Annotated in this window: 21 protein-coding genes; 12 read left to right on the forward strand and 9 right to left on the reverse strand. The window is 65.6% G+C overall.

Going from position 1 to position 25,329, the window contains the following annotated elements:
- Positions 1-13: 13 nt before the first annotated feature.
- Entirely contained in the window at positions 14-1,297 is a 1,284-nt protein-coding gene (locus ACNFJ7_RS05040; protein ID WP_019369493.1) for an acyl-CoA dehydrogenase family protein, read from the reverse strand.
- 140 nt (positions 1,298-1,437) lie between these two features.
- Here ACNFJ7_RS05040 and ACNFJ7_RS05045 point away from each other — a divergent pair, with 140 nt between their 5' ends.
- Positions 1,438-2,673, forward strand: coding sequence for a TetR/AcrR family transcriptional regulator (locus ACNFJ7_RS05045; protein ID WP_019369494.1), 1,236 nt, complete (start codon positions 1,438-1,440; stop codon positions 2,671-2,673).
- 94 nt (positions 2,674-2,767) lie between these two features.
- On the opposite strand, the gene ACNFJ7_RS05050 is transcribed toward ACNFJ7_RS05045, so the two are convergent.
- Positions 2,768-5,482, reverse strand: a complete 2,715-nt coding sequence (locus ACNFJ7_RS05050; protein WP_019369495.1) for a TonB-dependent receptor — start codon at positions 5,480-5,482, stop codon at positions 2,768-2,770.
- A 441-nt stretch (positions 5,483-5,923) separates the two neighbouring features.
- Between ACNFJ7_RS05050 and ACNFJ7_RS05055 the strand changes: the two genes are divergently transcribed.
- From ACNFJ7_RS05055 to ACNFJ7_RS05065, 3 genes are all read left to right on the forward strand, one after another.
- Complete coding sequence (locus ACNFJ7_RS05055; RefSeq protein ID WP_019369496.1) at positions 5,924-6,415, forward strand: EF-hand domain-containing protein; 492 nt, start codon at positions 5,924-5,926, stop codon at positions 6,413-6,415.
- 159 nt (positions 6,416-6,574) lie between these two features.
- Positions 6,575-7,294 carry a response regulator gene (locus ACNFJ7_RS05060; RefSeq protein WP_019369497.1) on the forward strand — a complete coding sequence of 240 codons (720 nt, stop codon included), beginning with the start codon at positions 6,575-6,577 and terminating at the stop codon, positions 7,292-7,294.
- Positions 7,291-8,670, forward strand: a complete 1,380-nt coding sequence (locus ACNFJ7_RS05065) for a sensor histidine kinase (protein WP_019369498.1) — start codon at positions 7,291-7,293, stop codon at positions 8,668-8,670. The genes ACNFJ7_RS05060 and ACNFJ7_RS05065 overlap by 4 nt, the downstream gene beginning before the upstream one ends.
- A 169-nt stretch (positions 8,671-8,839) precedes the next feature.
- Here ACNFJ7_RS05065 and ndk read toward each other — a convergent pair whose 3' ends face one another.
- Complete coding sequence (gene ndk, locus ACNFJ7_RS05070; protein ID WP_019369499.1) at positions 8,840-9,262, reverse strand: nucleoside-diphosphate kinase; 423 nt, start codon at positions 9,260-9,262, stop codon at positions 8,840-8,842.
- Between the two features lie 74 nt (positions 9,263-9,336).
- Positions 9,337-9,777 (reverse strand): DNA polymerase III subunit chi, encoded by a 441-nt coding sequence (locus ACNFJ7_RS05075; RefSeq protein ID WP_019369500.1) that lies wholly within the window; start codon positions 9,775-9,777, stop codon positions 9,337-9,339.
- A gap of 164 nt (positions 9,778-9,941) precedes the next feature.
- Between ACNFJ7_RS05075 and ACNFJ7_RS05080 the strand changes: the two genes are divergently transcribed.
- The 4 genes from ACNFJ7_RS05080 (at position 9,942) to rsmA (ending at position 15,492) form a co-directional block, all read left to right on the forward strand.
- Positions 9,942-12,200, forward strand: coding sequence for an LPS assembly protein LptD (locus ACNFJ7_RS05080; protein ID WP_037513554.1), 2,259 nt, complete (start codon positions 9,942-9,944; stop codon positions 12,198-12,200).
- A gap of 94 nt (positions 12,201-12,294) precedes the next feature.
- Positions 12,295-13,656 (forward strand): peptidylprolyl isomerase, encoded by a 1,362-nt coding sequence (locus ACNFJ7_RS05085; RefSeq protein WP_236704438.1) that lies wholly within the window; start codon positions 12,295-12,297, stop codon positions 13,654-13,656.
- A 1-nt stretch (position 13,657) separates the two neighbouring features.
- Positions 13,658-14,671, forward strand: a complete 1,014-nt coding sequence (gene pdxA, locus ACNFJ7_RS05090) for a 4-hydroxythreonine-4-phosphate dehydrogenase PdxA (protein WP_019369503.1) — start codon at positions 13,658-13,660, stop codon at positions 14,669-14,671.
- Positions 14,668-15,492: a 16S rRNA (adenine(1518)-N(6)/adenine(1519)-N(6))-dimethyltransferase RsmA gene (gene rsmA, locus ACNFJ7_RS05095; protein ID WP_019369504.1), complete on the forward strand. Its 825-nt coding sequence runs from the start codon at positions 14,668-14,670 to the stop codon at positions 15,490-15,492. The genes pdxA and rsmA overlap by 4 nt, the downstream gene beginning before the upstream one ends.
- Before the next feature lie 6 nt (positions 15,493-15,498).
- On the opposite strand, the gene ACNFJ7_RS05100 is transcribed toward rsmA, so the two are convergent.
- The gene (locus ACNFJ7_RS05100) at positions 15,499-16,020 is read right to left on the reverse strand and encodes a hypothetical protein (RefSeq protein WP_019369505.1); all 522 of its coding nucleotides are present in this window, start codon (positions 16,018-16,020) and stop codon (positions 15,499-15,501) included.
- 29 nt (positions 16,021-16,049) lie between these two features.
- Entirely contained in the window at positions 16,050-17,237 is a 1,188-nt protein-coding gene (locus ACNFJ7_RS05105; RefSeq protein WP_026009139.1) for an RsmB/NOP family class I SAM-dependent RNA methyltransferase, read from the reverse strand.
- A 146-nt stretch (positions 17,238-17,383) separates the two neighbouring features.
- Here ACNFJ7_RS05105 and ACNFJ7_RS05110 point away from each other — a divergent pair, with 146 nt between their 5' ends.
- Positions 17,384-19,120, forward strand: coding sequence for a diguanylate cyclase (locus ACNFJ7_RS05110; RefSeq protein WP_162839596.1), 1,737 nt, complete (start codon positions 17,384-17,386; stop codon positions 19,118-19,120).
- 28 nt (positions 19,121-19,148) lie between these two features.
- On the opposite strand, the gene guaB is transcribed toward ACNFJ7_RS05110, so the two are convergent.
- The 3 genes from guaB to ACNFJ7_RS05125 all read right to left on the reverse strand — a co-directional run bounded on the left by guaB (position 19,149) and on the right by ACNFJ7_RS05125 (position 21,949).
- A complete protein-coding gene (gene guaB / locus ACNFJ7_RS05115) occupies positions 19,149-20,606 on the reverse strand; it encodes an IMP dehydrogenase (RefSeq protein ID WP_019369508.1) in 1,458 nt (485 codons plus the stop codon).
- 76 nt (positions 20,607-20,682) lie between these two features.
- Positions 20,683-21,072, reverse strand: coding sequence for a hypothetical protein (locus ACNFJ7_RS05120; RefSeq protein WP_152997787.1), 390 nt, complete (start codon positions 21,070-21,072; stop codon positions 20,683-20,685).
- 58 nt (positions 21,073-21,130) lie between these two features.
- Positions 21,131-21,949 carry an HpcH/HpaI aldolase/citrate lyase family protein gene (locus ACNFJ7_RS05125; RefSeq protein WP_019369510.1) on the reverse strand — a complete coding sequence of 273 codons (819 nt, stop codon included), beginning with the start codon at positions 21,947-21,949 and terminating at the stop codon, positions 21,131-21,133.
- 51 nt (positions 21,950-22,000) lie between these two features.
- Between ACNFJ7_RS05125 and ACNFJ7_RS05130 the strand changes: the two genes are divergently transcribed.
- The 3 genes from ACNFJ7_RS05130 to ACNFJ7_RS05140 are packed head-to-tail and all read left to right on the forward strand — an operon-like array spanning position 22,001 to position 25,294.
- Positions 22,001-22,984, forward strand: a complete 984-nt coding sequence (locus tag ACNFJ7_RS05130; protein WP_173644873.1) for an SPFH domain-containing protein — start codon at positions 22,001-22,003, stop codon at positions 22,982-22,984.
- Between the two features lie 8 nt (positions 22,985-22,992).
- Positions 22,993-23,451: an NfeD family protein gene (locus ACNFJ7_RS05135; protein WP_019369511.1), complete on the forward strand. Its 459-nt coding sequence runs from the start codon at positions 22,993-22,995 to the stop codon at positions 23,449-23,451.
- Positions 23,452-23,473: 22 nt separating this feature from the next.
- Entirely contained in the window at positions 23,474-25,294 is a 1,821-nt protein-coding gene (locus ACNFJ7_RS05140) for a DUF885 domain-containing protein (RefSeq protein WP_026009140.1), read from the forward strand.
- Positions 25,295-25,329: the final 35 nt, after the last annotated feature.

Consider the following 25,329-nt stretch of genomic DNA (forward strand, 5'->3'; position numbering starts at 1 on the left):
GGGCGCGACGCCCTCACCGGCTGACCCCAAGGTCGCCCGACGAAAGGCCGCCCGCGCGATGCGCGGCATATCGGCCGAATTCGGCGCGGGCGATGGCGCGCGCATGCACTTCGTCCGGCCCGTCGGCCAACCGCAGCGTCCGGATGCTGCCCCAATGGCGGGCCAGATCGAAATCGTCGCTCACGCCGGCACCGCCATGCGCCTGGATCGCATCGTCGAGGATCTGCAGGGCCATGCTCGGCGCCTGCACTTTGATCATCGCGATTTCCTGTTGCGCCGCCTTGTTGCCGGCGCGATCCATCATGTCGGCTGCCTTTAGACACAGCAGCCGCGTCATCTCGATGTCGATGCGCGCCCGGGCGACGCGCTGTTCCCAAATCGAGTGATCCGCAATCCGCTTGCCGAACGCGACCCGCTCCACCAGCCGCTTCGCCATGGCGGCGATCGCCTCCTCCGCGACTCCGATCGTCCGCATGCAATGGTGGATGCGGCCGGGCCCCAGCCGGCCCTGCGCGATCTCAAAGCCGCGGCCCTCGCCGAGCAGCAGATTCTCTGCCGGCACGCGCACATCCCGCAGCACCACCTCGCCATGACCGTGCGGCGCGTGATCATACCCGAAAACCGAAAGCATCCGCTCGACGGTGACGCCCGGCGTGTTCAGCGGCACCAGGATCATGCTCTGCTGGGCGTGCTTCGCCGCACCGAAATCAGTCTTTCCCATCAGGATGGCGATCCTGCACCGCGGATCCCCGGTTCCGGAGGACCACCATTTTCGGCCGTTGATCACATAATGATCGCCGTCGCGCTCGATCCGCGTCTCGATGTTGGTCGCATCCGAAGAAGCAACCGCCGGCTCGGTCATCAAAAAGGCGGAGCGGATTTCGCCGCGCATCAGCGGCGCCAGCCACGCTTCTTTCTGCGCGCGCGTGCCGTAGCGGTGCAGCACCTCCATATTGCCCGTGTCGGGTGCGGAGCAATTGAACACCTCCGGCGCCCAGTCGATCCGGCCCATTTCCTCCGCGCACAAAGCATATTCGAGGTTCGTCAGTTGTTCGCCCTCGAAGCGGAAACTGTCGTCGACATGCACCTGGCCGGCATGAGGCGGCATGAACAGATTCCAAAGCCCCTGAGATTGAGCGATTGGCTTCACCTCCTCCAGCACCGGGTTGACTGCCCAGCGGTCCCCCGTTGCTGCGGCCGCCCGATAGGCGAGATCGCGGGGCCGGATCTCGGCGTCGATAAAGGCTTTCACCCGATCGCGGTACTCGGCCTGTCGCGCGCTCAGCGTGAAATCCATGGCGTCGCTCTCCTGTGGTTCTTTGCCACCGGCTTATAGCGTACCGGATATTCGGTAAAGGGTCAGCCAAAGGCAAAAATGCCCTACGCAGACTTCAAAAAACCGTTTTGGCTATGGGCGGAAACGGCTAAGCTGATGCCATGGACGCCCCCGCGAAGATCGAAACGAGCAGCACCAAGCGATTCCAGGCCAAGCGCGATGCGATCCTGGCAGCGGCAGCAGCCGCGATCAACGAACAGAGCGCGAAAGGCATGACCTTCGCTGATGTAGCGCGTCGCGTCGGGCTCAACACCACGTCGGTAACCTATTATTTCAAGCGCAAGGAAGATCTTGCCGCGGCGGCGTTCGAACAGACACTGGCGTGGCTCGATGGTAGTCTCGATCAGGCGCTGGCCGAACCGTTCCCGGAAGCCAGGGTCGCGCGCTTCCTCGCGATCAACATGGAGCGCCTCGCGCGCATCGCCCGCGGCGAGGAACAGGCGGTCGCGATCCTTTCGGATCTTCGCGCGATGGAAGAGCCGCTGAAAGGCAAGCTGCTCACCGGCTGGCGCAACGTGTTCCGCAAGACGCGCAGCCTGTGGGGCGCCGATGGCAGCCGCGCGCAGACGGACCTACGGGGCGCGCGCGCGCACGTCCTTCTGGAAAACAGCTTCTGGCTGAACGCGTGGATGTCGCGCTACGAACTGGACGAATATCCGCGCGTCGAGGCGCGGCTGATGGACGTGTTCCGGCACGGCATCGCCGCGCCGGGCCAGCGTTGGCAGCCCCGCCTGTTCGAACTGGTCCATGAAGAGCCGGAGCCCGGCCGCGAGGCTTTTCTGCTCGCGGCTACTCGGCTGATCAACGAACTCGGCTATCGCGGCGCCTCGGTGCAGCGGATCGCCTCCGAACTCAATGTCACCAAGGGCAGCTTCTACCATCACCTCGATGCCAAGGACGATCTGGTAACCGCTTGCTACAAGCGCAGTTTCGACATCCTGGTCGATGCCCAGCGCCTCGCGGAAGGCGCCAGCGGCACCTATTGGGAACGGCTTGAAAGCACCCTCGCGACGCTGCTCGATTACCAGTTCTCCGAACGAGGGCCACTTCTGCGGACCACCGCCCTGTCCGGCCTGCCGCTCAACGTCCGCAACATCATGCTCGATCGATCGAACCGGATCGCACGCCGCTTCGCCGGCATGCTGTCGGACGGCATTGCCGAAGGATCGATCCGTCCGATCGATCCGCTCGTCGCCAGCCAGGCGCTGATGGCGCTGCAGAATGCCGCATTCGACATGCGCAAATGGGCTGGCACGATGCCGCGAGACCGCGCGGTGGCATACTATGCGTCCACCCTCGCCTTCGGCCTGTTCGACGATCGCGTACTGGAGGGCTGAACAGGCGCAGCGCGGCGCGCGACAGCGAATATCCAAAAAAAATGGGCCGGAGGGCATGCCCTCCGGCCCCAAGCTTTCCTCCCCAGGAAAGGCTTCAGAAGCGCGTCCGCAGCGTCAGGCCGTAGGTACGCGGCTCGGCGAGATACGCCGAGAAAAGCTGGCGTCCGCCGGGATATTGCGGATCGACAAAAGGAGCCCCGGTCGCGCCTTCCTGGAAGGGCGAGTTGAACACCACCTGCGTGTAGTTCTGGTTGAACAGGTTCTGCGCCCATAATTCGATGGCCCAGCGCTCGTCCTTGCCGCGGATACCGATGCGGCCGTTGACGACGTTGAAGCCGTCTTGAATCTTCTGCGGGAACAGATCCGATCCGGTGTTGAAGTCGCCCGTCATGCGCGTGTCGAAATAGACAAGGCCGCTCAGTCCCGAACTGCCGAGCGGCGGCGTCCATGCGATCGAAGCGGTGGCGACCACTTCGGGGGCGTTGGACAGATTACTTCCCGGCAGCAGCCGCAATGCCTGGTCCAGCGGCGCGCCCTGATCGGTGCCGACCAGCTGATCGCGATAATGCGTGTCGGCATAGGTCAGCCCCAGACCGATCTGCACGTCGCGCGCCGGCACCAGCGTGGCTTCGAGTTCGACGCCCTGCGATACGACGCCATAGCTTACATTGTCTGCCCCGCAGGCGCCGGTGGTGGTGGCGGCTGCGTTGTAGTTGCTGGCGGTGGTGAACTTGCTCTGGTCCCGGTCGCCGCCCGCGAGGCTGGCCGTACAGCCGTTGATATTCTGGACCAGGAACACCGTGCCGTTAAAGGTATTCAACTGGAAGTTCTTGAACTGCTGCCGGAAAATGGAAGCGTTCAGGCTAAACTTGCGCGTCGAATATTTCAGGCCGAGTTCGAAGGCGTCGTTTGTTTCCGGTGCGAATTGCAGGTTACCGACCACCGCTTGCGCGCCGCCCAGTGACGCGAATGTCGCGATCGGCAACTTCAGTGCGGAGCGATCGAGATTGAACCCGCCCGCTTTGTAGCCGCGCGAGTAGCTGCCGTAGAGTAACAGATCGTCCGTTGGCTTGTACGACAGGATCGCGGTGCCGGTGAATTGATCCTCCTTCCGCGTGTCACGGATCGAAACGCCGTTCAGTTCGGACGTGGAATTTCCCTGACAGGAAAGACCGACGATCGCATCCACCACGGCAGTCAGCGAAGCGACCGAGCGGAGCGGCAGCAGCGACGCCTGATTGGCGACGCAGGCCGTGTTGTCGTTACCGAAACCGGCGTTGAAGCGCTTCCGCTCATTTGTGTAGCGCAGACCCATGGTGAGGTCCAACCTGTTGGTCACGTGGAAGATATTGTGCGTGAACAATGCCCAATTGCGGCTGTTCTGCCGGTACACGTCGCGCGTCGTGCCGCGATCGTTGATGCCGTCCAGGCGGTCGAACGCCGCATAGATCAGCGGAGAGGCCGCGCCGAAAGCAGCCGGGCGCGCCGCCAGGCAGCCTGCGGAGGTCGGAGAATAGAGCGCCGCAAGCGCGCCTCCGGAGATGATGCGGCAGGTGGCGAAGCGGCCATATTGGTTGCCGAACCGCAGATTATCGACAACGGTCAGATCCTCATCGGCGTAATAGCCGCCGACCAGCCAGTCCAGCCGGTTGTCGAAGGCATTGCCGTTCAGGCGCAGTTCCTGACTCCAGGTTTCGAACGCGCGCGATGAATTCGCGTTGGGCGAACGATACAGGATGTCGACGGCGCTATAGTCGGTATCGGCGCCTTGGCTGGCGAAATAGTTCCGATAGCCGGTGATTGACGTGAGTGTTGCACCACCGAGCGTCCAATCCACCTGGACCGAGCCGCCCCAATCCTCGGTGATGCCGCCATAGCTGCGGCCGCGTGTGACATAGACATCGCGGCTATAGGGGTTGCTGAACGCCGCCAGGGGTTGCCCGAGATCGCGCAGCACGCGCACAATGTTGTTCGACGTGGGGCTGTTGAGCTGGCCGATATAAGGGCTGTTGGCCGAATCCATGTAGACGGCAGCGCAGCATTCTTCCTTGCGCTTGGTGTAATCGCCGATGACGCGCACGCGCAGATCGCTCGAGGGCTCGAACAGCAACTGCCCACGCAGGAAATAGCGGTCGCGATTGTTGATGTCGCGATTGTTGGTAACATCGCGGTGGAACCCGTCGCGCTTCATATACACGCCGTCCAGCCGACCCGATACGTTGCCACCGATCGGCACGTTGACGAAGCCTTGCGCGCGTATCGTCTCGTAATTGCCGTATGTCACTTCGCCGCCCGCGGAGAAGTTGGGCTCGGGCATTCTCGACACGATGTTGATCAAGCCCGCCGAGGCATTGCGGCCGAACAGCGTACCCTGCGGGCCGCGCAGCACTTCGATCCGCTCGATTTCGCCCAGCTCGTTGAGGCCGATGCCGGAACGCGAGCGGTACACACCGTCGATGAACACCGCGACCGAGCTTTCCAGGCCAGGATTGTCGCCGACGGTGCCGATACCGCGGATGCGCGCCGATCCGTTCGCCTCGCTACCCGTGGACGAGACGAGCAAAGATGGCGCCACCTGGTTCAATGCGCGGATATCGTTGGCACCCGTGCGTTGCAGGGCTTCGAAGCTCACGGCCGAAACGGCAATTGGCACATCGGCAAGCGCCTGGGCGCGCCCTTGTGCCGTGACGATGATTTCGTTGGATTCGGTTTCGGACAGCGGATCGGGCGTTTCCTGCGCATAGGCAGGCATAGTGAGCGCGATCGCGAGTGCCGGCGCCGCACAGGCCGACAGAAAGCGTAGCCGCATAGACATCTCTCCACCTTGGCTGGAGCCTCTTTCGCGCTCCATACCGTACCTTCGAATACACGCCCTCCGCCAAGCGCCGTCAAGAAAAACTAAAGTTTCAAAATGCTACCCGAACCAAAATGTGGCACGGAAAGCACAGTGACGGCGAACCATATTGGCAAGCGCCGCACCGCAACATGCGCCGCAGCAAACCCCGGCTGCATCTCAGCACGCGACGGCGGGCTCGCCACGGTTGCGCTTGCCGTAGCGTCTGCAGTGCCGCTTCGTCGCGCGCTACCCTTCGTCGGAAGGGCCAATCGCCCCTTTCGCCGCACCGGCGACAAATTGCGACATTTTCGTGGGCGCCTGACAAATCTGCGCGACATCATCGCGGCAAAACCAGGATGCGTGCCGGGGTCATGTCCCCGCCCTCGGCACCAATCACCGTGCAGGAGCTTCCAGATGCTGAAACGTCTCACCCTCACCGCGATCGGGGCAACGCTCCTTGCGGGTGCGGCCCAGGCCCGACAGGCCGAACCGCAGGATGGTCCCCGTCCCGGACCCCGTCCCGACCTGATCGGTATGGCAGACAAGAATAAGGACGGTGTCGTCACCCGCGACGAAATGCTCGCCGGCATCGCGACCCACTTCGCCGCGATGGATACCAATCACGACGGCAAGGTCACGCCCGAGGAACGCGCCGCCTTCCAGGCGACGATGCGCGCGCGCATGGGCGGCCGCATGCCCGCACCGAAGGAAATGACGCTGGCCGAGGAACAGGCTCGTGCCGGCCGCATGTTCGACCGGGTCGACACCAATCACGATGGAAAGATCGATGCGACGGAACGCAGAGCGGCAGCGAAACGCATGATGGCGATGGGCGGCCGCCGCGGTCGCGGAGGTCCGCCGATGGGCGGCGACATGCCTCCACCCCCTCCGGCCGGCGAAGACTGACGCCAGGCCGGATCAGCCGGGCGGGAGCGCCAACGGCGTCGTTCTTCCGTCCCCGTCGGAAGTAAAAGCGCCTCCCCCGTCGCTTCACCACGGCGCCCGCGGATCTCCTCCCTCCCGCCCGGCTCTTCCCCCTTCCGCCGAAAGCGCTAGTCTGCTCCGATGTCCGACGTCCCCCACCTGCTGCTAGTCGACGACGAGCGATCGATCCGCGAGCCGCTCGCGCAATATCTTACGCGCCAGGGATTTCGCGTAACCCAGGCGGGCGATGCGGAAAGCGCGCGCGCGCGGCTGAACGCCTATGCGATCGATCTGGTAGTGCTCGACATCATGATGCCTGGCGAGGACGGGCTGAGCCTGTGCCGCCACATCCGCGAGACCAGCGAAACGCCGGTGATCCTGCTCACCGCTCGCAGCGAGGAGACCGATCGTATCGTCGGCCTTGAGATGGGCGCGGACGATTATGTGGTAAAGCCGTTCAGTCCGCGCGAGCTTTCGGCGCGTATTAAGGTGGTGCTGCGGCGCTGGTCCGCCGGCGGTGCGAAACAGCACCCACCGGAAACCGGCTCCTTCGCCTTTGCCGGCTGGGTGCTGCGTACCGGCGAGCGGACGCTGGTCGATCGCGAGGGCGTGTCGGTGCCGCTTTCCACCGGCGAGTATAACCTGCTGCTCGCGCTGGTCACGCGGCCGCGCCAGGTGCTTACCCGCGACCAACTGCTTGATCTTACGCAAGGGCGCGAGGCCGCGGCATTCGATCGCGCGATCGACAACCAGGTAAGCCGCCTGCGCAAGAAAATCGAAACCGACGCCAAGAACCCGTCGATCATCAAGACGGTGTGGGGCGGGGGCTACACCCTGGCGGCCGAGGTTACGCGGCTTTGAAGCGCTTCTATCCCACCAGCCTTGTCGGACGCATCGCGCTGTTGGTCGCGGCGGCGCTGTTCGTGGCGCAGGCGATCAACTTCACGCTGTTGCTGCACGAGCGGCAAAAAGCCCGCTTCGCGCTGGTGATCGTGCCGGCGACGACCCGGCTTGCCGATGCAGCGGAACGGCTGCTGACGTTGCAACGCGAAATGCCGGCAGAGCCCGGCGTCGCGAAGCGACGCTTCCTGTCGGATCCGCGCACCCATGTGCGCCTGCATCGCGACAATCCATTCGCAGACCAGCCCAATCGCCGCGCGGACGTGGAGCGCGACTTGCGACGCGGGCTGGAGGATGCAGGCCTGCGCGCGGGCACCATCGTCGCGGCGCTGCGGCCCGTCCATCCGCAACGCCTGCGCAACCCCAAGATGGATCCGCTCCGCGCCGAGCGGCTGCGGCGGATGGGCGCCGAAATGCTGGTGGCGGTGGAGCTGCCGGGCAAGGGATGGCTGACGCTCGCCACCCCATGGCCGCGCAGCGACTTCGGGCTGATCTGGCAACTCGCGGCGCAGACGCTGATCCTCTATGTCGTCGTGCTGATACCGGTGTTGCTGGTCGGCGGCCGGATTGCCCGGCCGCTGCGGACGCTCACCGATGCGGCGCGTACCTTCCGCCCCGGCGACGATACCCCGCCGCTGCGCGAGCGCGGGCCTAGCGACGTGCGCGCGCTGATCGCCGCCTATAACGCGCTCGGCCGGCGGGTAACGTCGATGCTGGACGAGAAGGATCGGATGCTCGGCGCGATCGGCCACGATCTGCGCACGCCGCTCCAGGCACTCCGCGTCCGCATCGAATCGGTGGAGGACGAGGACGATCGCGCCCGCATGGTCGACACGATCGACGAGATGAGCCGCACGCTGGACGACATCCTGTCGCTGGCCCGGCTGGGAAGGCCGAGCGAGCCAAACACCGATGTCGATCTAGGCGCGCTGGTCGATGCGGTGGTCGAGGACTTCCGCGATCTCGACCATGACGTGACGTTCGAGGAGCCGGCCAGGCTGAAGATGCGGTTGCGGCCCACGCTGATGCGGCGCGCGGTCCGCAACCTGATCGAGAATGCCGTCAAATATGGCGGCGGTGCGGAGGTGCGTCTGATCGCGGAGGCCGAACGCATCACGATCGAGGTTTGCGATCGCGGGCCCGGCATTCCCCCGGAGAAGATGGACGCGGTGTTCAACCCCTTCACGCGGCTGGAGGAGTCGCGCAACCGCAATACAGGCGGCATCGGTCTGGGCCTCGCGCTGGCACGGGCAATCGTCAGCGATGCCGGCGGCACGATCGCGCTTTCGAACCGCGAAGGCGGCGGGCTGGTGGCCACAATCACGCTCCCGCGGTGAGGCCGATCTCTGGCCCCTCCTGCCGGGAGGAGGGGTTGGGGATTCCGGAACGTTAGTAGGTCTCGGTGAGATACTGCCCACCCCCGCCCCTGAGGGGGACTCAAAACAAGAAAAAGCCGCGCTCCCATCGGAAGCGCGGCTCTTTGTCTCTGCCGAAAGAGTCAGCCGATCAGCCGACGATTTCTTCCGGCTTGAAGAAGAAGGCGATTTCGATCGCGGCATTTTCTTCCGAATCCGAACCATGGACCGAGTTGGCCTCGATCGATTCGGCCAGTTCCTTGCGGATCGTGCCGGGCTCGGCATTGGCCGGGTTGGTCGCGCCCATGATGTCGCGGTTGCGCTGCACGGCGTTCTCGCCTTCGAGCACCTGCACCACGACCGGGCCGGAAATCATGAATTCAACCAGGTCGTTGAAGAAGGGGCGCTCCTTGTGCACCGCATAGAAGCCTTCAGCCTGCTCGCGGCTCATCTGGATGCGCTTGGAAGCGACGACGCGCAGGCCGGCATCTTCCAGCATCTTGGTGACGGCGCCGGTGAGGTTGCGGCGGGTTGCATCGGGCTTGATGATCGAAAAGGTCCGGGTCGCGGCCATGGCCGTGCGGCTCCTATAGTTGGGGATGGGGAAAAGTTGCGGCTCCCTAGTCCCGGCGCCTCGGCAATGCAAGCTCAGGCGACTTGCGCCCAGCGTCCATTTTCGTCCTGCCGCCAATAGCGGCGATCGATGCCTTCGCGTTCGCCCAGCGCCCGCCAGGCGACTCGGGCGGCGGCGATATTGTCTTCATCGAAAAAGTGAAACACGCGATCGAAGGCGAGCGCCTCGTCGCGCCAAAGGCCGTCGATCAGCGCGACGTACCTGGCCCCGTTGGTCGCCAGCACCTGTCCGGCAATGAGGATGGGCTGCTCGGCATCCCACGCCTCGCCCGCCTCGCCATGGGGAAGGAAGCTGGCCGGCGCATAGCTCCAGAGCCGCTGATCGATCTGCTTGCGCAGCGCTTCCTCGCCTGCCACGACCAGCAGGCGCGCGCCACCCGCCAACACCTTTTCTGCGATCTGCGGCAGCACGCGCTCCAGCGGCGCCTTGGTGAGATGATAGAAATCGACCTGCATCGGGCCCCGATAGCCGCGATAGGCGTTCGGGCCAACGCATGCCGCCGTTGCGATGGCGCAACCGCTGCGATAGGGCGGCTTTTGGCGTACGGGGAGTTGACGCGAAGGTGGGAAGTATTGTGACGCGCAGGGCCCTGTCCGTTTCGGCCGCGCTCGGCCTGTGCCTGTCGGCCGAGGCCCGCGCGCAGCAGGCCGCCGAGCCGGTTCGGGCGCCCGCGGCCGATGCTGCCGCGCAGGATGTTCCCGCCGCAAACCTTCAGGATCGGCCGGTCGAACCGCCGCCGCCCTCACCAACCGGCCTGCCCGACGACCCAGACCAGGTGCAGTTCACCGCCGATACGCTCGATTATGACATGAACAACGACGTCGTCACCGCCAGTGGCGACGTGCGCCTTTTCCGCCAGAGCAACCGGCTCAGGGCGGACAAGGTGAGCTGGGATCGCCGCACCGGCAAGGTAACGGCGGAGGGCAACATTGCCGTGATCAACCCACAGGGGGATGCGGCCTATGGCGACCGGATCGAGCTGACCGACACGCTGAAGGACGGTGTGGTCGAGAATATGCTCGTCGTGCTCGAAGCCGGCGGCCGCATCGCCGCCGAGCATGGCCAGCGCAGCGACGGCGGCGTGATCACCGTCGAAAACGCCGCCTATACGCCGTGCACCGTCACCAACACGGCGGGGTGCCCCAAGGAGCCTTCGTGGAAGATCACTGCCGATCAGGTCGTCTATGATCCGAATCGGCGCCGACTGCGCTATCGCGGCGCCCGCATCGGCGTTTTCGGTTTTCTCACCCTGCCGCTGCCCGCTTTCTCGCATCCGGCCGGTGGACAGAGCGACTCCGGCATCCTGACGCCCGACGTGCGCTACAGCCGGGTTAACGGCTTCCAGCTCGCCGTGCCTTATTTCATCAGTTTGGCGCCCAACCGCGACCTGACCGTCACGCCGCGTGTGTTTTCCGATACGCTGCCGATGCTGCAGGTGGATTATCGCGAATTGAACAGCCTCGGCTCGTTCCGCGTCTCCGCCTATGGCACCTACAGCCGCCGCGCGGACGATCTCACCGTGTCGCAAACGCCATCGTCGCTGCGGAACGACGTACGCGGCTATTTCGATCTGCTCGGCCGCTACCAGCTCGATACTAACTGGTCGGTATCGGCATCTCTGCGGATGGCGAGCGACCGGACCTTCCTGCGCCGCTACGACATTTCCCGGGACGACCGGCTGCGCAACAACATCTCGCTCGAACGGATCGATGCCAACAGCTATTTCGTCGTCAACGCCTGGGCCGCGCAGACGCTGCGGATCACCGGGCCACAAGGGCTGCAGCCGATCGCGCTGCCGGAAATCGATTATCGCCGCCGCGTCGAGGAAAACATAACCGGCGGGCATTTCGATTTCGAGGTGAACACGCTCGCCCTGACCCGCACCGCAGGCCAGGATACGCAGCGCGCCTTTGCCAGCGCCCAGTGGAGCCTCCGCCGCCTGACGAATTGGGGGCAGGAAGTGACGTTCACCGGCTACGCCCGCGGCGACATTTACAACACCAGCGATTCGCTAACGACCAGCGTGATCAACTATCGCGGCGAAGACGGCTTCCACACGCGTGGGATCGCCGCGGCGGCGGTGGACGTGAAGTGGCCGTTCGTCGGCGCCTTTCTGGGCGGATCCCAGCGCATCACCCCGCGCGTGCAGATGGTTGCCGCGCCGCATCTCGCCAACATGGAGATTCCGAACGAGGACGCGCGCGCCGTGGATCTCGAGGATTCCAACCTTTTCGCGCTCAATCGCTTCCCGGGCTATGACCGGTTCGAGGATTCAACGCGGTTCACCTATGGCCTCGACTATGCGCTCAACCTGCCGGGCTTCAGCATCGATGCCAATATCGGGCAGAGCTATCGCCTGACCACCCGGCCCACCCTGCTGCCCAACGGAACGGGGCTGACCGACCGGCTCTCGGACATCGTGGGACGGACGGTCATCCGCTTCCACGATTTCGTCAGCTTCACCCACCGCTACCGGCTGGACAAGGACGGGCTGGCCGTGCGCCGCAACGAGCTCGACATGGCGCTCGGCTCACGCGCGACCTATGTCCAGATCGGCTATCTGCGGCTCAACCGGAACATCAGTGCCACGCTGGAGGATCTGCAGGACCGCGAGGAGCTGCGTCTGGGCTCGCGCGTGCAGATCGCGCGCTTCTGGTCTCTTTCGGGATCGACGTTGATCGACCTGACCGACAAGAACGAGGATCCCCTGTCCGCCGCCGATGGCTATCAGCCTATCCGCCACCGTATCGGCGTCTTCTATGAAGACGACTGTCTGCGTGTTGGGGCCACCTGGCGCCGCGACTATGCCACCACCGGTGACGCCCGCGCCGGCAATTCGTATCTTCTCACCCTCGCCTTCAAGAATCTGGGGCGCTAATACGGTGCGAACCGGAGGCGGGCGCTAAGCCTTGGTTCAGGCACAATTGACGATTAAGCGCAGCGTTTCCGAAAAGGATGAGGGCCGTTCTGAAGTGACTATCGCTGTGGGCAGAATTGCGGGCATGGGTGCCAAGTGGCTGGCGGGTGCCGGGATCGCGGCGCTGGCGACGGTGGCGCTTGCCCAGACGAATCCCGGCCAGGAGAGTGGGAAGTCGGCGAATGCGGGCCTCGATTTCCCTGCCGATGTGGAGATTTTCGGCAAGGCCGATCCGAACATTCGCAAGCCGACCGCAATCGTCAACGATTACGTCCTCACCGGCACCGAGGTTGACCACCGCGTCGCGCTGGTCACGGGCATGCAGAAGCTGACGCTGAAGCCCGAAGAGCGCGAGCAACTGAAGCTCGCCATGCTACGCCAGCTGATCGACGAGACGCTGGAGATCCAGGAAGCCAAGGCGAAGGACATCAAGGTTGATGCCCGCGAGATCGAATCCAGCTTCAGCCGCGTGTCGGCCCGCTTCCAGCGGACGCCAGAACAGATGCGCGCCTGGCTGCGCGAAATCGGTTCGTCGGAACGGTCGATCAAGCGCCAGATCGAAGCCGAACTGGCGTGGAGCCGCCTCCTGCGCAAGCAGGTGAACGTCAATGTCGGCGAAGCCGAAGTGAAGGCGATGATCGATCGCCTCACCGCCCAGAAGGGCACCGACGAATATCACGTCTACGAGATCTATCAGAACGCCACTCCCGATCGCGCGCAGGAAGTCGCGGGCGGGATGCAGAAGATGATCGAGCAGATGCGTCAGGGCACGCCCTTCGACTATCTTGCCCGTACCTATTCGCAAAGCTCCACGCGCGCCCGCGGCGGCGATCTGGGCTGGGTGCAGCCGGCGATGCTGCCCGATGGTCTCGCCCAGGCGGTGCAAGGGATGGAGCCGGGCCAGGTGGCGGGCCCGATCCCGCTCTCCGCCGGCTTTTCGATCGTGTACCTGGCAGACAAGCACAAGGTGGGCGTGGCCGATCCGCGCGACGCCAAGCTGAGCATCCGCCAGCTGTCGATCGCGTTCACCAAGGACATGACGACGCCGCAGCGGAACACGCGCGCGGAAGAGTTCGGCAAGGCCGTGCAGGCCATTCGCGGTTGCGGTGACGTGACCAAGGCGGCCGCCGGCATCAATGCCGAGGTGGTCGACCGCGATGGCATCGCGATCAAGGATCTGCCGCCAGCGTTGCAGAACATGGTTCTCCCGATGCAGGTCGGACAGGCGACGCAGCCGTTCGGCTCGCTTGAGGACGGCGTACGCGCCTTCGTGATCTGCGGCCGCGACGATCCGCCTCCTGCCTATACCCCGTCGGTGGAGCAGGTGCAGGAACAGCTGGAAGACCAGCGCGTCAACCTGCGCGCGGAGCGGATGCTGCGCGACCTGCGCCGCGACGCACTGATCGAATATCGCTGACATGGCGCCCGGCGCCTCCCGCCTGGCGCCGCTCGCCGTGGCTCTGGGCGATCCCGCCGGGATCGGCCCGGAGATCGTCGCCAAGGCCTGGAACGCGCGCGTTCTTCATTCGCTGCCACCTTTTTTCGCGGTGGGTGATCCAGGCTCGATCCAGGCGGTGTGGAACGGGCCCACGGTCACCATCGACACACCAAGCCAAGCGTTCGAGCGGTTCGACGACGCGCTGCCGGTGCTGCCGGTGCGGGATTCGGGCGCCAGTGTGCCCGGCCAACCAAACATGGCTTCTGCCGCAGTCGCGCTCCAGTCACTGGAAGTTGCGGTCGGCCTGGCAAGCGCCGGTGCCGCCGGTGCGCTGGTGACCGGTCCTGTTTCCAAGACCCAGCTCTATACGATCGGCTTCAACCATCCCGGGCAGACCGAGTTCGTGGCGGAGCGCTGCGGCGTCACCGCCGAGAATGCGGTGATGATGCTCGCGGGACCCAGCCTGCGCGTCGTGCCGATCACCGTTCATATCGCGCTGGCCGATGTGCCGGAACGGCTCACCATCGATCTCATCATCGCCAAGGCACGCGTCACCGCACGCGGGCTCCAGCGCAATTTTGGGATCTCCCGGCCGCGGCTCGCCTTTGCCGGTCTCAACCCGCATGCCGGCGAGAATGGCGCGCTCGGCCGCGAGGAAATCGACGTCATCGCTCCTGCGATCGAGCGCCTGCGCGCCGAAGGCATTGACGCGACCGGCCCGTTTTCGGGCGACACGATGTTCCATGCCCGCGCTCGCGCCACCTATGATGCGGCGCTGTGCCCGTTCCACGATCAGGCGCTGATCCCGATCAAGACCCTCCACTTCGACGACGGCGTGAACATCACGCTGGGCCTGCCGATCGTACGCACCTCGCCCGATCACGGCACCGCCTTCGGACTGGCCGGACGCGACGAAGCCAATCCCGGGGCGATGATCGCCGCCATCCGCATGGCCGCCAGCGCGGCACAACGCCGGAGCGACGCAGCGGCGTGACCACCCTTCCCCCGCTCCGCGACGTCATTGCCAGATACGGACTCAGCGCCAGCAAGGCGCTGGGCCAGAATTTTCTGTTCGACGGACAGTTGCTCGGCCGCATCGCGAAGGTGCCGGGCGCATTGGGCGATGCAGAGGTGTTCGAGGTCGGCCCCGGCCCGGGCGGGCTCACTCGCGCGCTGTTGCAGGCGGGTGCCCGCGTGACCGCGGTGGAGCGTGACCGCCGCTGCATCCCCGCGCTGGAGGAATTGGGCGGCTATTTCCCCGATCGCCTGCGCGTCATCGAAGGCGACGCGTTGCAGGTGGACGCTCCCGCCCTGTTCGCCGGCAAGCCGCACGTGGTTGCCAACCTGCCCTACAATGTCGGTACCGCGCTGCTGGTCGGCTGGCTTTCGGCCGAATGGCAGCCATGGTGGGCCAGCCTGACGCTGATGTTTCAGAAGGAGGTCGCCGAGCGCATCGTCGCTCCGGCGGGCAGCGAGCATTATGGCCGGCTGGCGGTGCTGGCACAGTGGCGGTCGACCCCGCGGATCGCGATGCATGTCCACCGGTCCGCCTTCACGCCACCGCCCAAGGTCATGTCTGCTGTCGTGCACGTCGTGCCCGCCGAGCCGCCGGAGGGAGTGCGCCTTGCCACGCTGGAGGCAGTGACGGCGGCGGCATTCGGCCAGCGCCGCAAGATGCTGCGGCAAAGCCTGAAAGCGGTGCCCGGCGCCCTCGCCGCGCTCGACGCGCTGGGCATCGATGCAAGCCGGCGCGCGGAAACCGTTACCGTCGCCGAATATGTCGCGATCGCCCGCGAACTCGGGCGGGCCGGCTAGGCCGGTTCAGGGCTTGGCGGCTTCCTTCGCAGGCACTGCCTTGGTCGCCGCATCGTTCGCAGCCACAGGGGTTGGCGGAGGCCCTTTGGCGATGCTGCCTGCAAGGGTGGTCGCATCGGCGCACGCGTTCTTGCAGATCGTCTTGATCTTGCCCAGATTTTCCTTTGCGCGCTCGATCGCGCCCTTCGCCACCATCGCCTCGCCCTGCCCGCGCAGCGCAGCCAAGTCGTTCGGTTCCAGCTTCAGCGCCTCGCCATAGAAGCGGATCGCCTTGCCGGGCAGGCTCTGCGTCCGCGCGATATCGGCAAGCAGCACGAACGCCTCGCGATTGCGTGGATCGACGGCCAGCGCCGTTTCCAGCAGGTCATTGGCCCCGCCCAGGTTGCCCGCGCCTTGCGCGGCGCGCGCCTGACGGACCAGTTCGAGCGAACGCGGATCGATCTGGCTATCCGGACGCTGAGCGCTGAGGCTGGAGGACACGGTAAGGACCAGCAGCGCCGCTGCCGCCGAAACTGCGGTGATCCGCATCAAAATCTCCGATAGACTGGAAGACGTTGCTAGCATTGCCGCACCATCTTCGCGACAAAAAAGCCATCGGTCGAGTCCTTGTGCGGGGTCAACCGAAGGCCGTGCCCGCGTAGCGCCCCGATCGGCGCATCCAGTCCAAGTGCCGTCCATTCGGGCTGCACGCCAAGGAAGCGATCGATCTGGCGCGCACCCTCCGCGTCAAGCAGCGAGCAGGTAATGTAGACCAGCGTCCCGCCCGCCCGTACCAGCCCGGCCCCGATCGCCAGCAGCCGCGCCTGCGTCTCGACATATTGGGCAAGCAACGGCGGCGTCAGCCGCCAACGCGCTTCGGGATTGCGCCGCCAGGTGCCGGTGCCCGAACAAGGCGCATCGATCACGACCAGATCGGCGCGTGCCTGCCAATCGCTCATCATGGCGCTTTCCTGTCCCGGGTTGAGCAAACGGGTGGCTGCGATCGTCACCCCGGCCCGCGTGGCCCGCGGCGCCAGGCGCGAAAGGCGCGGCCGATCGACGTCGCAGGCAAGAATGGCGCCCTTGTCCTCCATCGCGGCAGCCAGCGCCAGCGTCTTGCCTCCGCCGCCGGCGCAGAGATCGATCACCGCCATTCCTGGTTCGGCGCCGGCTAGATGGCTCACCATCTGGCTGCCGGCATCCTGCACCTCGATGCGGCCGTCGGCAAAGGCGGGCTCGCGCTCTACCGGCACGTCGGTTTCCAAGCGTAGGCCGTGCGGGACGAACGACAATGGCGTGGCACCGGCAATTTGTCCGGCAAGGGCGTCTCGTGTCGTCCGAAGCGCGTTCACGCGCAGATCGAGCGGCGCCCGATCGAGCAGAGCGTCGCGCTCCGCCTCATCCAGTCCCGAGTCCGCAAGGGCCTGTTCCAGCCAGGCAGGCGCCACACCCATCCGCGCCGGCGCTTCTCCCTCATGAACCGGCGCGGGTCCATAGCGCGAGCCATCGAACAGCGCGGCCAGTTCAGGCCGCACCCCGGCCAAGGCGATCATCGCCGCACGTCCGGTTTCCGGCGGCTCGCCGCACAGGCGAATGGCATCGTACACCAGGCCGCGGATCGCCCGGCGGTCTTTCGATCCGGCGAAGCGGCGCGCAGCAAAGGCGCGCGCCAACAGCACATCGGCGGCGGGCCCGCGGCTCCGCGCCGCCGTCACCACCTCGTCCAAAAGTTCGATCGCCATCTGGAGGCGCGCTGCTGGAGTCATGCATCCGCGCTAGGCGATTGGCGACGGCATGGGAAGCAGGGCGAATGATGATATGGCAAACGTATGGATAGCCTCCACGGCCAATCTCTTGTACCGTTTGCCTGCAAAGCATGCCTTGGGCGTGAGGGGTCGACGAGGAAGCGTTGGTGGACCGTTGGGGGGCGATCTTCGCCCTGTTCGTAGCAATCGCCGGCTTGATTCCCGGTGCAGCCTTTGCGGTGGGGGTGCCGCTGGACGGGCGTGTGTGCCATGTCGTAACGCCAGCCGCCGTGCCGGACGGCAATGCCTCCACGCTGCGGTTCACCTGCGGCGGCGAACCCAGCGGTTATCAACGGGGAAGCCTCTGGCTGCGTATTGATCCTGCTCGCTACATGCAGCCTGGCGAGACACCGACGCTGCTCGTGCACCACAGCCGGTTGGACAGGTTGGCCGTCGAGTTCCGCTATGTGGACGGCCCGGCCGAATGGCAGCAGGTGCGCAACGGCGCGTATGGGGATTTCTGGCGGCCGGGCGCCCAACTCGCCTTTTCGCCCGCGAACCGCAACGACCATGTCGCCGCGATCGTACTGCGCTTCGATCGCCTGGCCAGCCATCACCTGCTGCGGGTGCGGCTGGTTCCCTCCGGCGCTGCCGAGCGCCAGTCGGCGATGCTCGCCGCCTTGATCGGCGCTGCGCTGACGCTGCTGGCGATCGGCGCGATCTACAACCTCTCGCTGGCAATCGCGGTGCGGCGGCAATATCTGGCGTGGCAAGGCGCCTGGGCCGCCACGGTGTTCGTGTGGGGCACGCTGTGGTCGCAATTCGCGCTGCTGGTGGTGCCGGGCTTTGCCGGCAGCTTCTCCGCACAGGCTTCCACCTTCCTTTCCGCGAACGCGATCACGCTGGCGACGTTCAGCGCCGTCACCTCGATCCCGCGATCAATCCTGCCGAACTGGCTTCGAGGTGTCGCGCTCGCGTTGGGCGCGGCGGTGGGTATTCTCGGCATACCGACCAGTCTGGTGCGCAGTGCGTTGATCGACACCCTGGGTGCCATGCTAGGCATCTTCGTGCTGGCAGACCTGCTGGCGGTGGCGATCTGCCTCGGATGGGCGGTGCGGCGCGGCAGCGCAGAGGCGCGCGATCTCGTCGCCGCGTGGTCGGTGCCGATGGCGGCGCTGGCGCTCACCCAGTTCGTTGATCTGGGCAGTGCGCTCTGGGGTGGCGGCGCGCAGATCCTGGTGCTGTTCGCCGCCGCGTGGCAGACGATCTGGCTGTCCATCGCCGCCAGTCGTCGGCTAGCGCGCTTCCGCGCCGAACGCGATCGTGCTCTGGCGGCGGAAGCGCGCGCCAGCGAACTCGCCACACGCGATCCGCTGACCGGCATCCATAACCGCCGCGGCTTCGTTGCCGCCGTAGCACCGCTGATGCAGTCGGCGCAGCGCGACCAGACGCCCGTCGCGCTGCTGCTGATTGACATAGACCGATTCAAGGCGATCAACGATGTGCACGGCCACGAGGCCGGCGACAGCGTATTGTGCACCCTGGCCGATCGCCTCACGCGCTGGCAGGGCCCAATGTGTGCGACCGCGCGTTTGGGCGGCGAGGAATTCGCGCTGATGATCGGTCAGCTCGAGGGGCGGTCGCTGCTGCAATTCGCCGAGCATGTCCGCCAGGAACTCGGCGCCTGCGATCACCGGCAGGCGATCGGCGATCATCTCGTCACGGTGAGCATCGGCGTGGCCGAGCGGCGCGGCACGGCCGATTATCAGCAGCTCTACCGTCTCGCCGATCAGGCCCTGTATGTCGCCAAGGATGGCGGGCGCAACCGCGTGATCCATGCGGACTATCTGGGGCCGCCCTGCGAACCCCATAGCGGCAAGGACGGTGCCCAGGCCCGCCGCTGAGGCGGGCCCGCGCACCTGCTGCTGCTCATCACCGCGTAGGGTAGTTGGGCGCCTCGCGCGTGATCGTCACGTCGTGGACGTGGCTTTCCTTCAGGCCGGCATTGGTGATGCGCACGAACCGGGCCTTCTTCTGAAATTCCGGAATGGTGCCCGCACCGACATAGCCCATCGACGCCTTCACGCCGCCGACCAGCTGGTGGATAACATCGCGCGCCGGTCCCTTATACGGCACCTGGCCCTCGATGCCTTCGGGCACCAGCTTGAGCTGGTCCTTGATGTCCTGCTGGAAATAGCGATCGGCCGAACCCTTGGCCATCGCGCCGACCGAACCCATGCCACGATAGGATTTGTAGGCCCGCCCCTGATAGAGGAAGGTTTCGCCCGGTGCCTCTTCGGTCCCGGCGAGCAGCGATCCGATCATCGCCGCGCCCGCACCGGCGGCAAGCGCCTTGGCGATGTCGCCGGAGGTGCGAATGCCGCCATCGGCGATCACCGGGATGCCGGACTTGGCAGCCTCGTTCGCCGCCTCCATCACTGCGGTGAGCTGCGGCACGCCCACGCCGGCTACGACGCGGGTGGTGCAGATCGAGCCGGGCCCGATGCCTACCTTCAATCCGTCCGCACCTGCATCGATCAGGGCACGCGCGGCCTCGGCCGTGGCGATGTTGCCGGCGATCACCTGCACCCGGTTGGACAGTTTCTTCACCCGCTCCACCGCGCGGCTGACGTCCTTGTTATGGCCATGCGCGGTGTCGATCACCACCAGGTCGACTTCCGCATCGACCAGCGCCTCGGTACGGGCGAAGCCCTTGTCGCCGACCGTGGTCGCGGCGGCCACGCACAGGCGGCCGCTCGCATCCTTGGTGGCGTGCGGATAATTGACAGCCTTTTCGATGTCCTTGACCGTGATCAGGCCGACGCAGCGATAGGCATCGTCTACCACCAGCAGCTTCTCGATCCGGCGCTGATGCAGCAGGCGACGCGCCTCGTCCTGCCCAACGCCAAGCTTCACCGTCGCCAGGTTCTGGTGCGTCATCAGCTCGGAAACGAGCTGGTTGGGGTTCTCGGCGAAACGCACGTCGCGATTGGTGAGGATGCCGACGAGCTTGCCGCCCGCCTCGACGATGGGAATGCCGCTGATCCGGTGCCGCGCCATCAGCGCCTGCGCTTCCGCCAGCGTGCCGGTGGGTGCCATGGTGATCGGGTTGACCACCATGCCGCTCTCGAAGCGCTTGACCAGGCGAACCGCCTCGACCTGCTCTTCGATTTCCATGTTGCGATGCAACACACCAATGCCGCCAAGCTGCGCCATCACGATCGCCATGTCGGCTTCGGTGACGGTATCCATGGCAGAGGAGAGGATGGGGATGTTGAGCGCCAGCCCCTTGGTCACGTGCGTGCGGGTATCCGCCATGCTCGGAACGATCTCGGATTCGCCCGGGTAGAGCAGGACGTCGTCGAAAGTCAGGCCGAGGGGGATTTCCATGGGGAGCGCCAAATCCTTGAGTCGAGAGTTGGCGGCCCATGTAACCGCAAGGGGGGATCTGCGCTAGGGGGCAGGTTCAGGCGAGCACGGGGGGCACATCGGGGTAGAGCAGATCGCGTTCGCGCTGCACCTGGTTGCGGATGAACTCCGCCAGCCGCCGCGATGCGGCGACATAGGCAGGCCATTGCTCGATCGCCCGCGGTGTCGGCCATGCGCTGACATGATCGGTGTAGAACATGCGCATGTCCATGTTGCTGCCGCGCACCGCGCGCGCCGCTTCCGCTTTGGCGCCGCCCTCGCTCATCGCGGCGTTGACGAGCAGATCGATCGCGCGTCGTCGCGCTGCTACCGCGCGTGCCGTCTGATAGCGCGCGCGCGACAGCGCAGCGACGTCGACGCAGGGCAGCGCGAGCAGATTCTCGATCGCTCCGATCGCCTGGAGCAACGTCATGTCCAGTTCGTGCATGCTCTCCATGTTTCAACCATAGAAGGCGCTTTGATCCACCGCGGGCGCGTGCGCGGAATTATTCCGCAGATCCGGCACGCGCGAGGATGTATTCCGCCTGCGCGACATGCATTGCTTCGATCATGCGATCGCGGAATCGCTCGGCACCGCCTCTGGCAGCGGCGATCAGGGCCCTGGCATCCGCGATCTCTCCGGGGGTGGGTGCGAAGGCATCGGCGGCAATGGCGATCTGGCCGGGATGAATCAACGTTTTCCCGTCGAAGCCGAAGGCGCGTCCTTCGCGGCATTCGGCGGCCAGGCCCTCGGGATCGGTGAGGGCGTTGAACACGCCGTCCAGTGCCCAGGCCTCGCCCGCGCGCGCCGCCAGCACCACCGATTGCAGCGCCACCGACAATCCCGCCCGGCCCGCTCCAGAGGGTATGCCGAGGCTGGCCTTCAGATCGTTCGTGCCGGCGATCAGACCGGCGACGCCGGGCAGCGCCGCGATGGCCGCCGCCGCCAATACGCCCGCCGGCGTCTCGATCATCGCGAGCAGGGGTTTGCCGGCCGCTTCCGCAATCCTCCGCGCGGCCGCCGCATCCTCCACCTTCGGCATCACGATCATCGCCGCCGCAGAGGCTGCCGCCGCTTCGATATCGGCAGCATGCGCCGGCGTGCCCAATCCGTTGATGCGCACGGCGGCGATCCGATCACCGAAGCCGGTGGCAAGCGCTTCCACTGCTGCAGCGCGCGCAGCGTCCTTGTCTTCGGCCTTCACCGCGTCCTCAAGGTCGAGGATGATCATGTCGACCGCCAGGGTGCGCGCCTTGGCGATCGCGCGCGGGTTCGAGGCGGGCAGAAACAGCGCGGTGCGCGGCGCATGGGGGATGCTGGTCATGCGCCTTCCCTATGCTACCACGAGGCGGAATTGCGAGGGGAGTCGGACGGCATGGAGATCATTTCCGCGTTTCTCGTGGCGTTGGCGGTGCTGGTGGTGCTGTACCTGATCGCCAGCGTGAAGATCGTCACGCAAGGATATCAGTACACGATCGAACATTTCGGCCGGTTCACCAGCGTCGCCGCCCCTGGCTTCAACTTCTACCCCGCCTTCTTCTATCGCGTCGGCCGCAAGGTGAACATGATGGAGCAGGTGATCGATATCCCGGGCCAGGAGATCATCACTAAGGACAATGCGATGATCTCCACCGACGGGATCGTCTTCTTCCAGGTGCTCGATCCCGCCAAGGCCGCTTATGAAGTCTCGGACCTGTATGTCGCGCTGCTGCAGCTGACCACCACGAACCTGCGGACCGTGATGGGCTCGATGGATCTCGACGAGACTTTGTCGAAGCGCGACGAGATTAACGCCCGGCTGCTTTCCGTCGTCGATCACGCGACCACCCCCTGGGGCGTCAAGATCACCCGCGTCGAGATCAAGGACATCCGCCCGCCCGCCGATATCGTCAACGCGATGGGTCGCCAGATGAAGGCGGAACGCGAAAAGCGCGCCAGCATCCTGGAGGCGGAGGGCGCGCGCCAATCGGAAATCCTGCGTGCCGAGGGGCAGAAGCAGGCCCGTATTCTCGAGGCGGAGGGCCGACGCGAGTCGGCCTTCCGCGACGCTGAAGCGCGCGAGCGCGCCGCGGAAGCCGAAGCCAAGGCAACGCAGCTCGTTTCGGACGCGATCGAAGCAGGCAGTTCCCAATCGCTCAATTACTTCATCGCGCAAAAATATGTGGAAGCGGTAGGCAAGTTCGCCACCTCGCCCAACGCGAAGACGATCCTGTTCCCGGTGGAAGCGACGCAGTTGATCGGTACGCTGGGCGGCATCGGCGAACTGGCCAAGGACGCGCTTTCCGGTGGCGCGCCCAAACCCCCTGCCCCGCCGGCACCCGCGCCGCGCCGGCCCACCCCCTTTGAGCAGCAGGGCTGATCGAGTCGGTGGACTGGCTGCAACACCCTGCCCTGCTGTGGCTGATCGGGGCCGTCCTGCTCGGCATCGTCGAACTTGCGGTGCCCGGGGTGTATATCGTGTTCTTCGCGATCGCTGCGGCACTGACCGGGCTGCTGGCGTTGCTGCTGCCGGACCTCGGGCTTGCCGGCCAGCTGGTCGGCTTCGCAGCCTGGTCGGTGGCCGCAGTGCTGATCGGCAAGCGTTGGTATCACGACTTCCCCGTGGCCAGTGCCGATCCCATGCTGAACGATCGCATCGCACGGATGATCGGCCAGGTCGTCACCGTCGTGGAGCCGATCGATGAAAATGCCGGGCGAGTCCGTGTCGGCGACGGCGAATGGCCAGCCCGCGGCCCGCTGGCAGCAGCCGGCACCCGCGTCCGGATCACCGGCGCCGACGGCACGATGCTGCGCGTCGAGCCCCTGCCCACCCTTCCCCAGAACTGACAACCGAATAGAGGTCGATTTCATGCGTACCACTCGCCGAGACGTGTTGCTTGGCTCCAGCGCGGTGCTGGCCACCGGCGCACTCGCCGCCCCCGCCTTTGCGGCTTCGGGCGCCGCCGAGGATTCCGCCAAGGCACTGATCGATCGCACGGCAGAGGCGCTGCTGGCGCTCAATCCCGAAGGCGCGACCGGGCTGGGCATCGACAAGGGCACGCGCGCTGCACTGAAGCATCAGCTCGGTGATCGCTCCCCCGCAGGCGTCGCGAAGATGGCTGCGCACCTGAAGGCGACGCTTGCCGACATCGATCGCGTCGACCTGAAGGCCGTGAGCCCCGAAATGCGGGTCCATCTCGATGTGATCCAGGCGGCCTATGCCAATGGGCTGCAGGGCATGGCGTTCCCCTATGGCGACGTTTCCGTCGGCGGCTGGCGCAACGCACCCTATGTCGTCGTTCAGAATGTCGGCGCTTATATCGATGTGCCGCGGATGCTCGACAGCGATCACCAGATCGCGACGCGCGACGATGCCGATGCTTATTGCGACCGTCTCCAGGCCTATGCCGGTGCGCTGGATGGCGAGACTGCGCGGCTGAAACAGGCTGCGTCGGTAGGCGTGATCGCCCCGGACTTTCTGCTCGACAAATGCCTGAAGCAGATCCGCCTCGCCCGTAGCGGCGATCCCGCGACATGGGACGTGGTGACCTCGCTCGCCAAGCGCACTGCGACGATGCCCGGCGGCTATGAAGCGCGCGCCGCGAAAATCGCCGCGAGCCAGGTTGCGCCAGCGCTCGATCGCCAGATCGCCGAGTTGGAACGTCACCGCGCCCGCGCGACGTCGGATGCCGGCGTGTGGAAGTTCAAGGACGGCGACGCTTATTATGCTTGGGCGCTGAGCGCCGGCACCACGACGACCATGTCGCCGGATGAAGTGCACGAAATGGGCAAGGCGCAGCTCGCCGAACTCCAGTCGGAAATGGATACGATCCTGAAAACGCTCGGCTATACGCAGGGGAGCGTCGGCGCCCGAATGCGGGGGCTCGCCACCGATCCGCGCTTCGCCTTCCCGGAAAGCGATGCCGGCCGCGCCGAGATCATCCGCATCCTGCAGGACAGCATCGACGACATGCGCAAGCGAATGCCGCAGGCGTTCCACACGCTGGTACCGGGAAACGTGGAAGTGAAGCGCATCCCGCCGGTCGAGGAAGCCGGCGCGGCAGGCGCCTATGGCGGACCCGGCACAATCGACGGCAAGGTGCCGGGCCGCTTGTGGATCAATCTGCGCTCTACGGGCATCTGGACCCGGTTCAGTCTGCCCGACCTGGCCTATCATGAAGCAATCCCCGGCCATGCCTGGCAGGGGGAATATACCTTCAAGATGCCGCTGATCCGCTCGCTCCTCCAGTTCAACGCCTATTCGGAAGGCTGGGCACTCTATGCCGAGCAATTGGCCGACGAACTGGGCGTGTACCAGGCGAACCCGGCGGCGAAGCTCGGCTATTTGCAGTCGCTGGGCTTCCGGGCGTGCCGACTCGTCGTCGACAGCGGCCTGCACGCTAAGCGCTGGACGCGCGATCAGGCGATTCGCTGGTTCGTGGAGGCCAATGGCTCTTCGGAGGACGAAGTGCAGGGAGAAGTGGACCGCTATTGCTCCTGGCCGGGCCAGGCATGCGGCTACAAGGTCGGCCATACCGCGATCAACCGTCTCCGCGACGGGGCCAAAGCCGCACTGGGTGACCGGTTCGACTTCCGCGCCTTCAACGATGCGCTGCTGCTCGGCGGCAATGTGCCGATGACGGTGCTGGGGCATGTCGTCGACCGGCACGTCGCGGCGCGGAAGGCCTGATGCGGAGACCAGACAGCTAGCGTCTTTTCAAGTGA

Origin of the sequence: Sphingomonas sp. HT-1 (assembly GCF_048568905.1) — a bacterium.
Classification (GTDB): domain Bacteria; phylum Pseudomonadota; class Alphaproteobacteria; order Sphingomonadales; family Sphingomonadaceae; genus Sphingomonas.

Bases quoted from the DNA above. Each gene is read 5' to 3' on its own strand.
- ACNFJ7_RS05040 (WP_019369493.1), bottom strand. From the start codon at position 1,297: ATGGATTTCACGCTGAGCGCGCGACAGGCCGAGTACCGCGATCGGGTG.
- ACNFJ7_RS05045 (WP_019369494.1), top strand. From the start codon at position 1,438: ATGGACGCCCCCGCGAAGATCGAAACGAGCAGCACCAAGCGATTCCAG.
- ACNFJ7_RS05050 (WP_019369495.1), bottom strand. From the start codon at position 5,482: ATGCGGCTACGCTTTCTGTCGGCCTGTGCGGCGCCGGCACTCGCGATC.
- ACNFJ7_RS05055 (WP_019369496.1), top strand. From the start codon at position 5,924: ATGCTGAAACGTCTCACCCTCACCGCGATCGGGGCAACGCTCCTTGCG.
- ACNFJ7_RS05060 (WP_019369497.1), top strand. From the start codon at position 6,575: ATGTCCGACGTCCCCCACCTGCTGCTAGTCGACGACGAGCGATCGATC.
- ndk (WP_019369499.1), bottom strand. From the start codon at position 9,262: ATGGCCGCGACCCGGACCTTTTCGATCATCAAGCCCGATGCAACCCGC.
- ACNFJ7_RS05075 (WP_019369500.1), bottom strand. From the start codon at position 9,777: ATGCAGGTCGATTTCTATCATCTCACCAAGGCGCCGCTGGAGCGCGTG.
- pdxA (WP_019369503.1), top strand. From the start codon at position 13,658: ATGGCGCCCGGCGCCTCCCGCCTGGCGCCGCTCGCCGTGGCTCTGGGC.
- ACNFJ7_RS05100 (WP_019369505.1), bottom strand. From the start codon at position 16,020: ATGCGGATCACCGCAGTTTCGGCGGCAGCGGCGCTGCTGGTCCTTACC.
- ACNFJ7_RS05105 (WP_026009139.1), bottom strand. From the start codon at position 17,237: ATGACTCCAGCAGCGCGCCTCCAGATGGCGATCGAACTTTTGGACGAG.
- guaB (WP_019369508.1), bottom strand. From the start codon at position 20,606: ATGGAAATCCCCCTCGGCCTGACTTTCGACGACGTCCTGCTCTACCCG.
- ACNFJ7_RS05120 (WP_152997787.1), bottom strand. From the start codon at position 21,072: ATGCACGAACTGGACATGACGTTGCTCCAGGCGATCGGAGCGATCGAG.
- ACNFJ7_RS05125 (WP_019369510.1), bottom strand. From the start codon at position 21,949: ATGACCAGCATCCCCCATGCGCCGCGCACCGCGCTGTTTCTGCCCGCC.
- ACNFJ7_RS05130 (WP_173644873.1), top strand. From the start codon at position 22,001: ATGGAGATCATTTCCGCGTTTCTCGTGGCGTTGGCGGTGCTGGTGGTG.
- ACNFJ7_RS05140 (WP_026009140.1), top strand. From the start codon at position 23,474: ATGCGTACCACTCGCCGAGACGTGTTGCTTGGCTCCAGCGCGGTGCTG.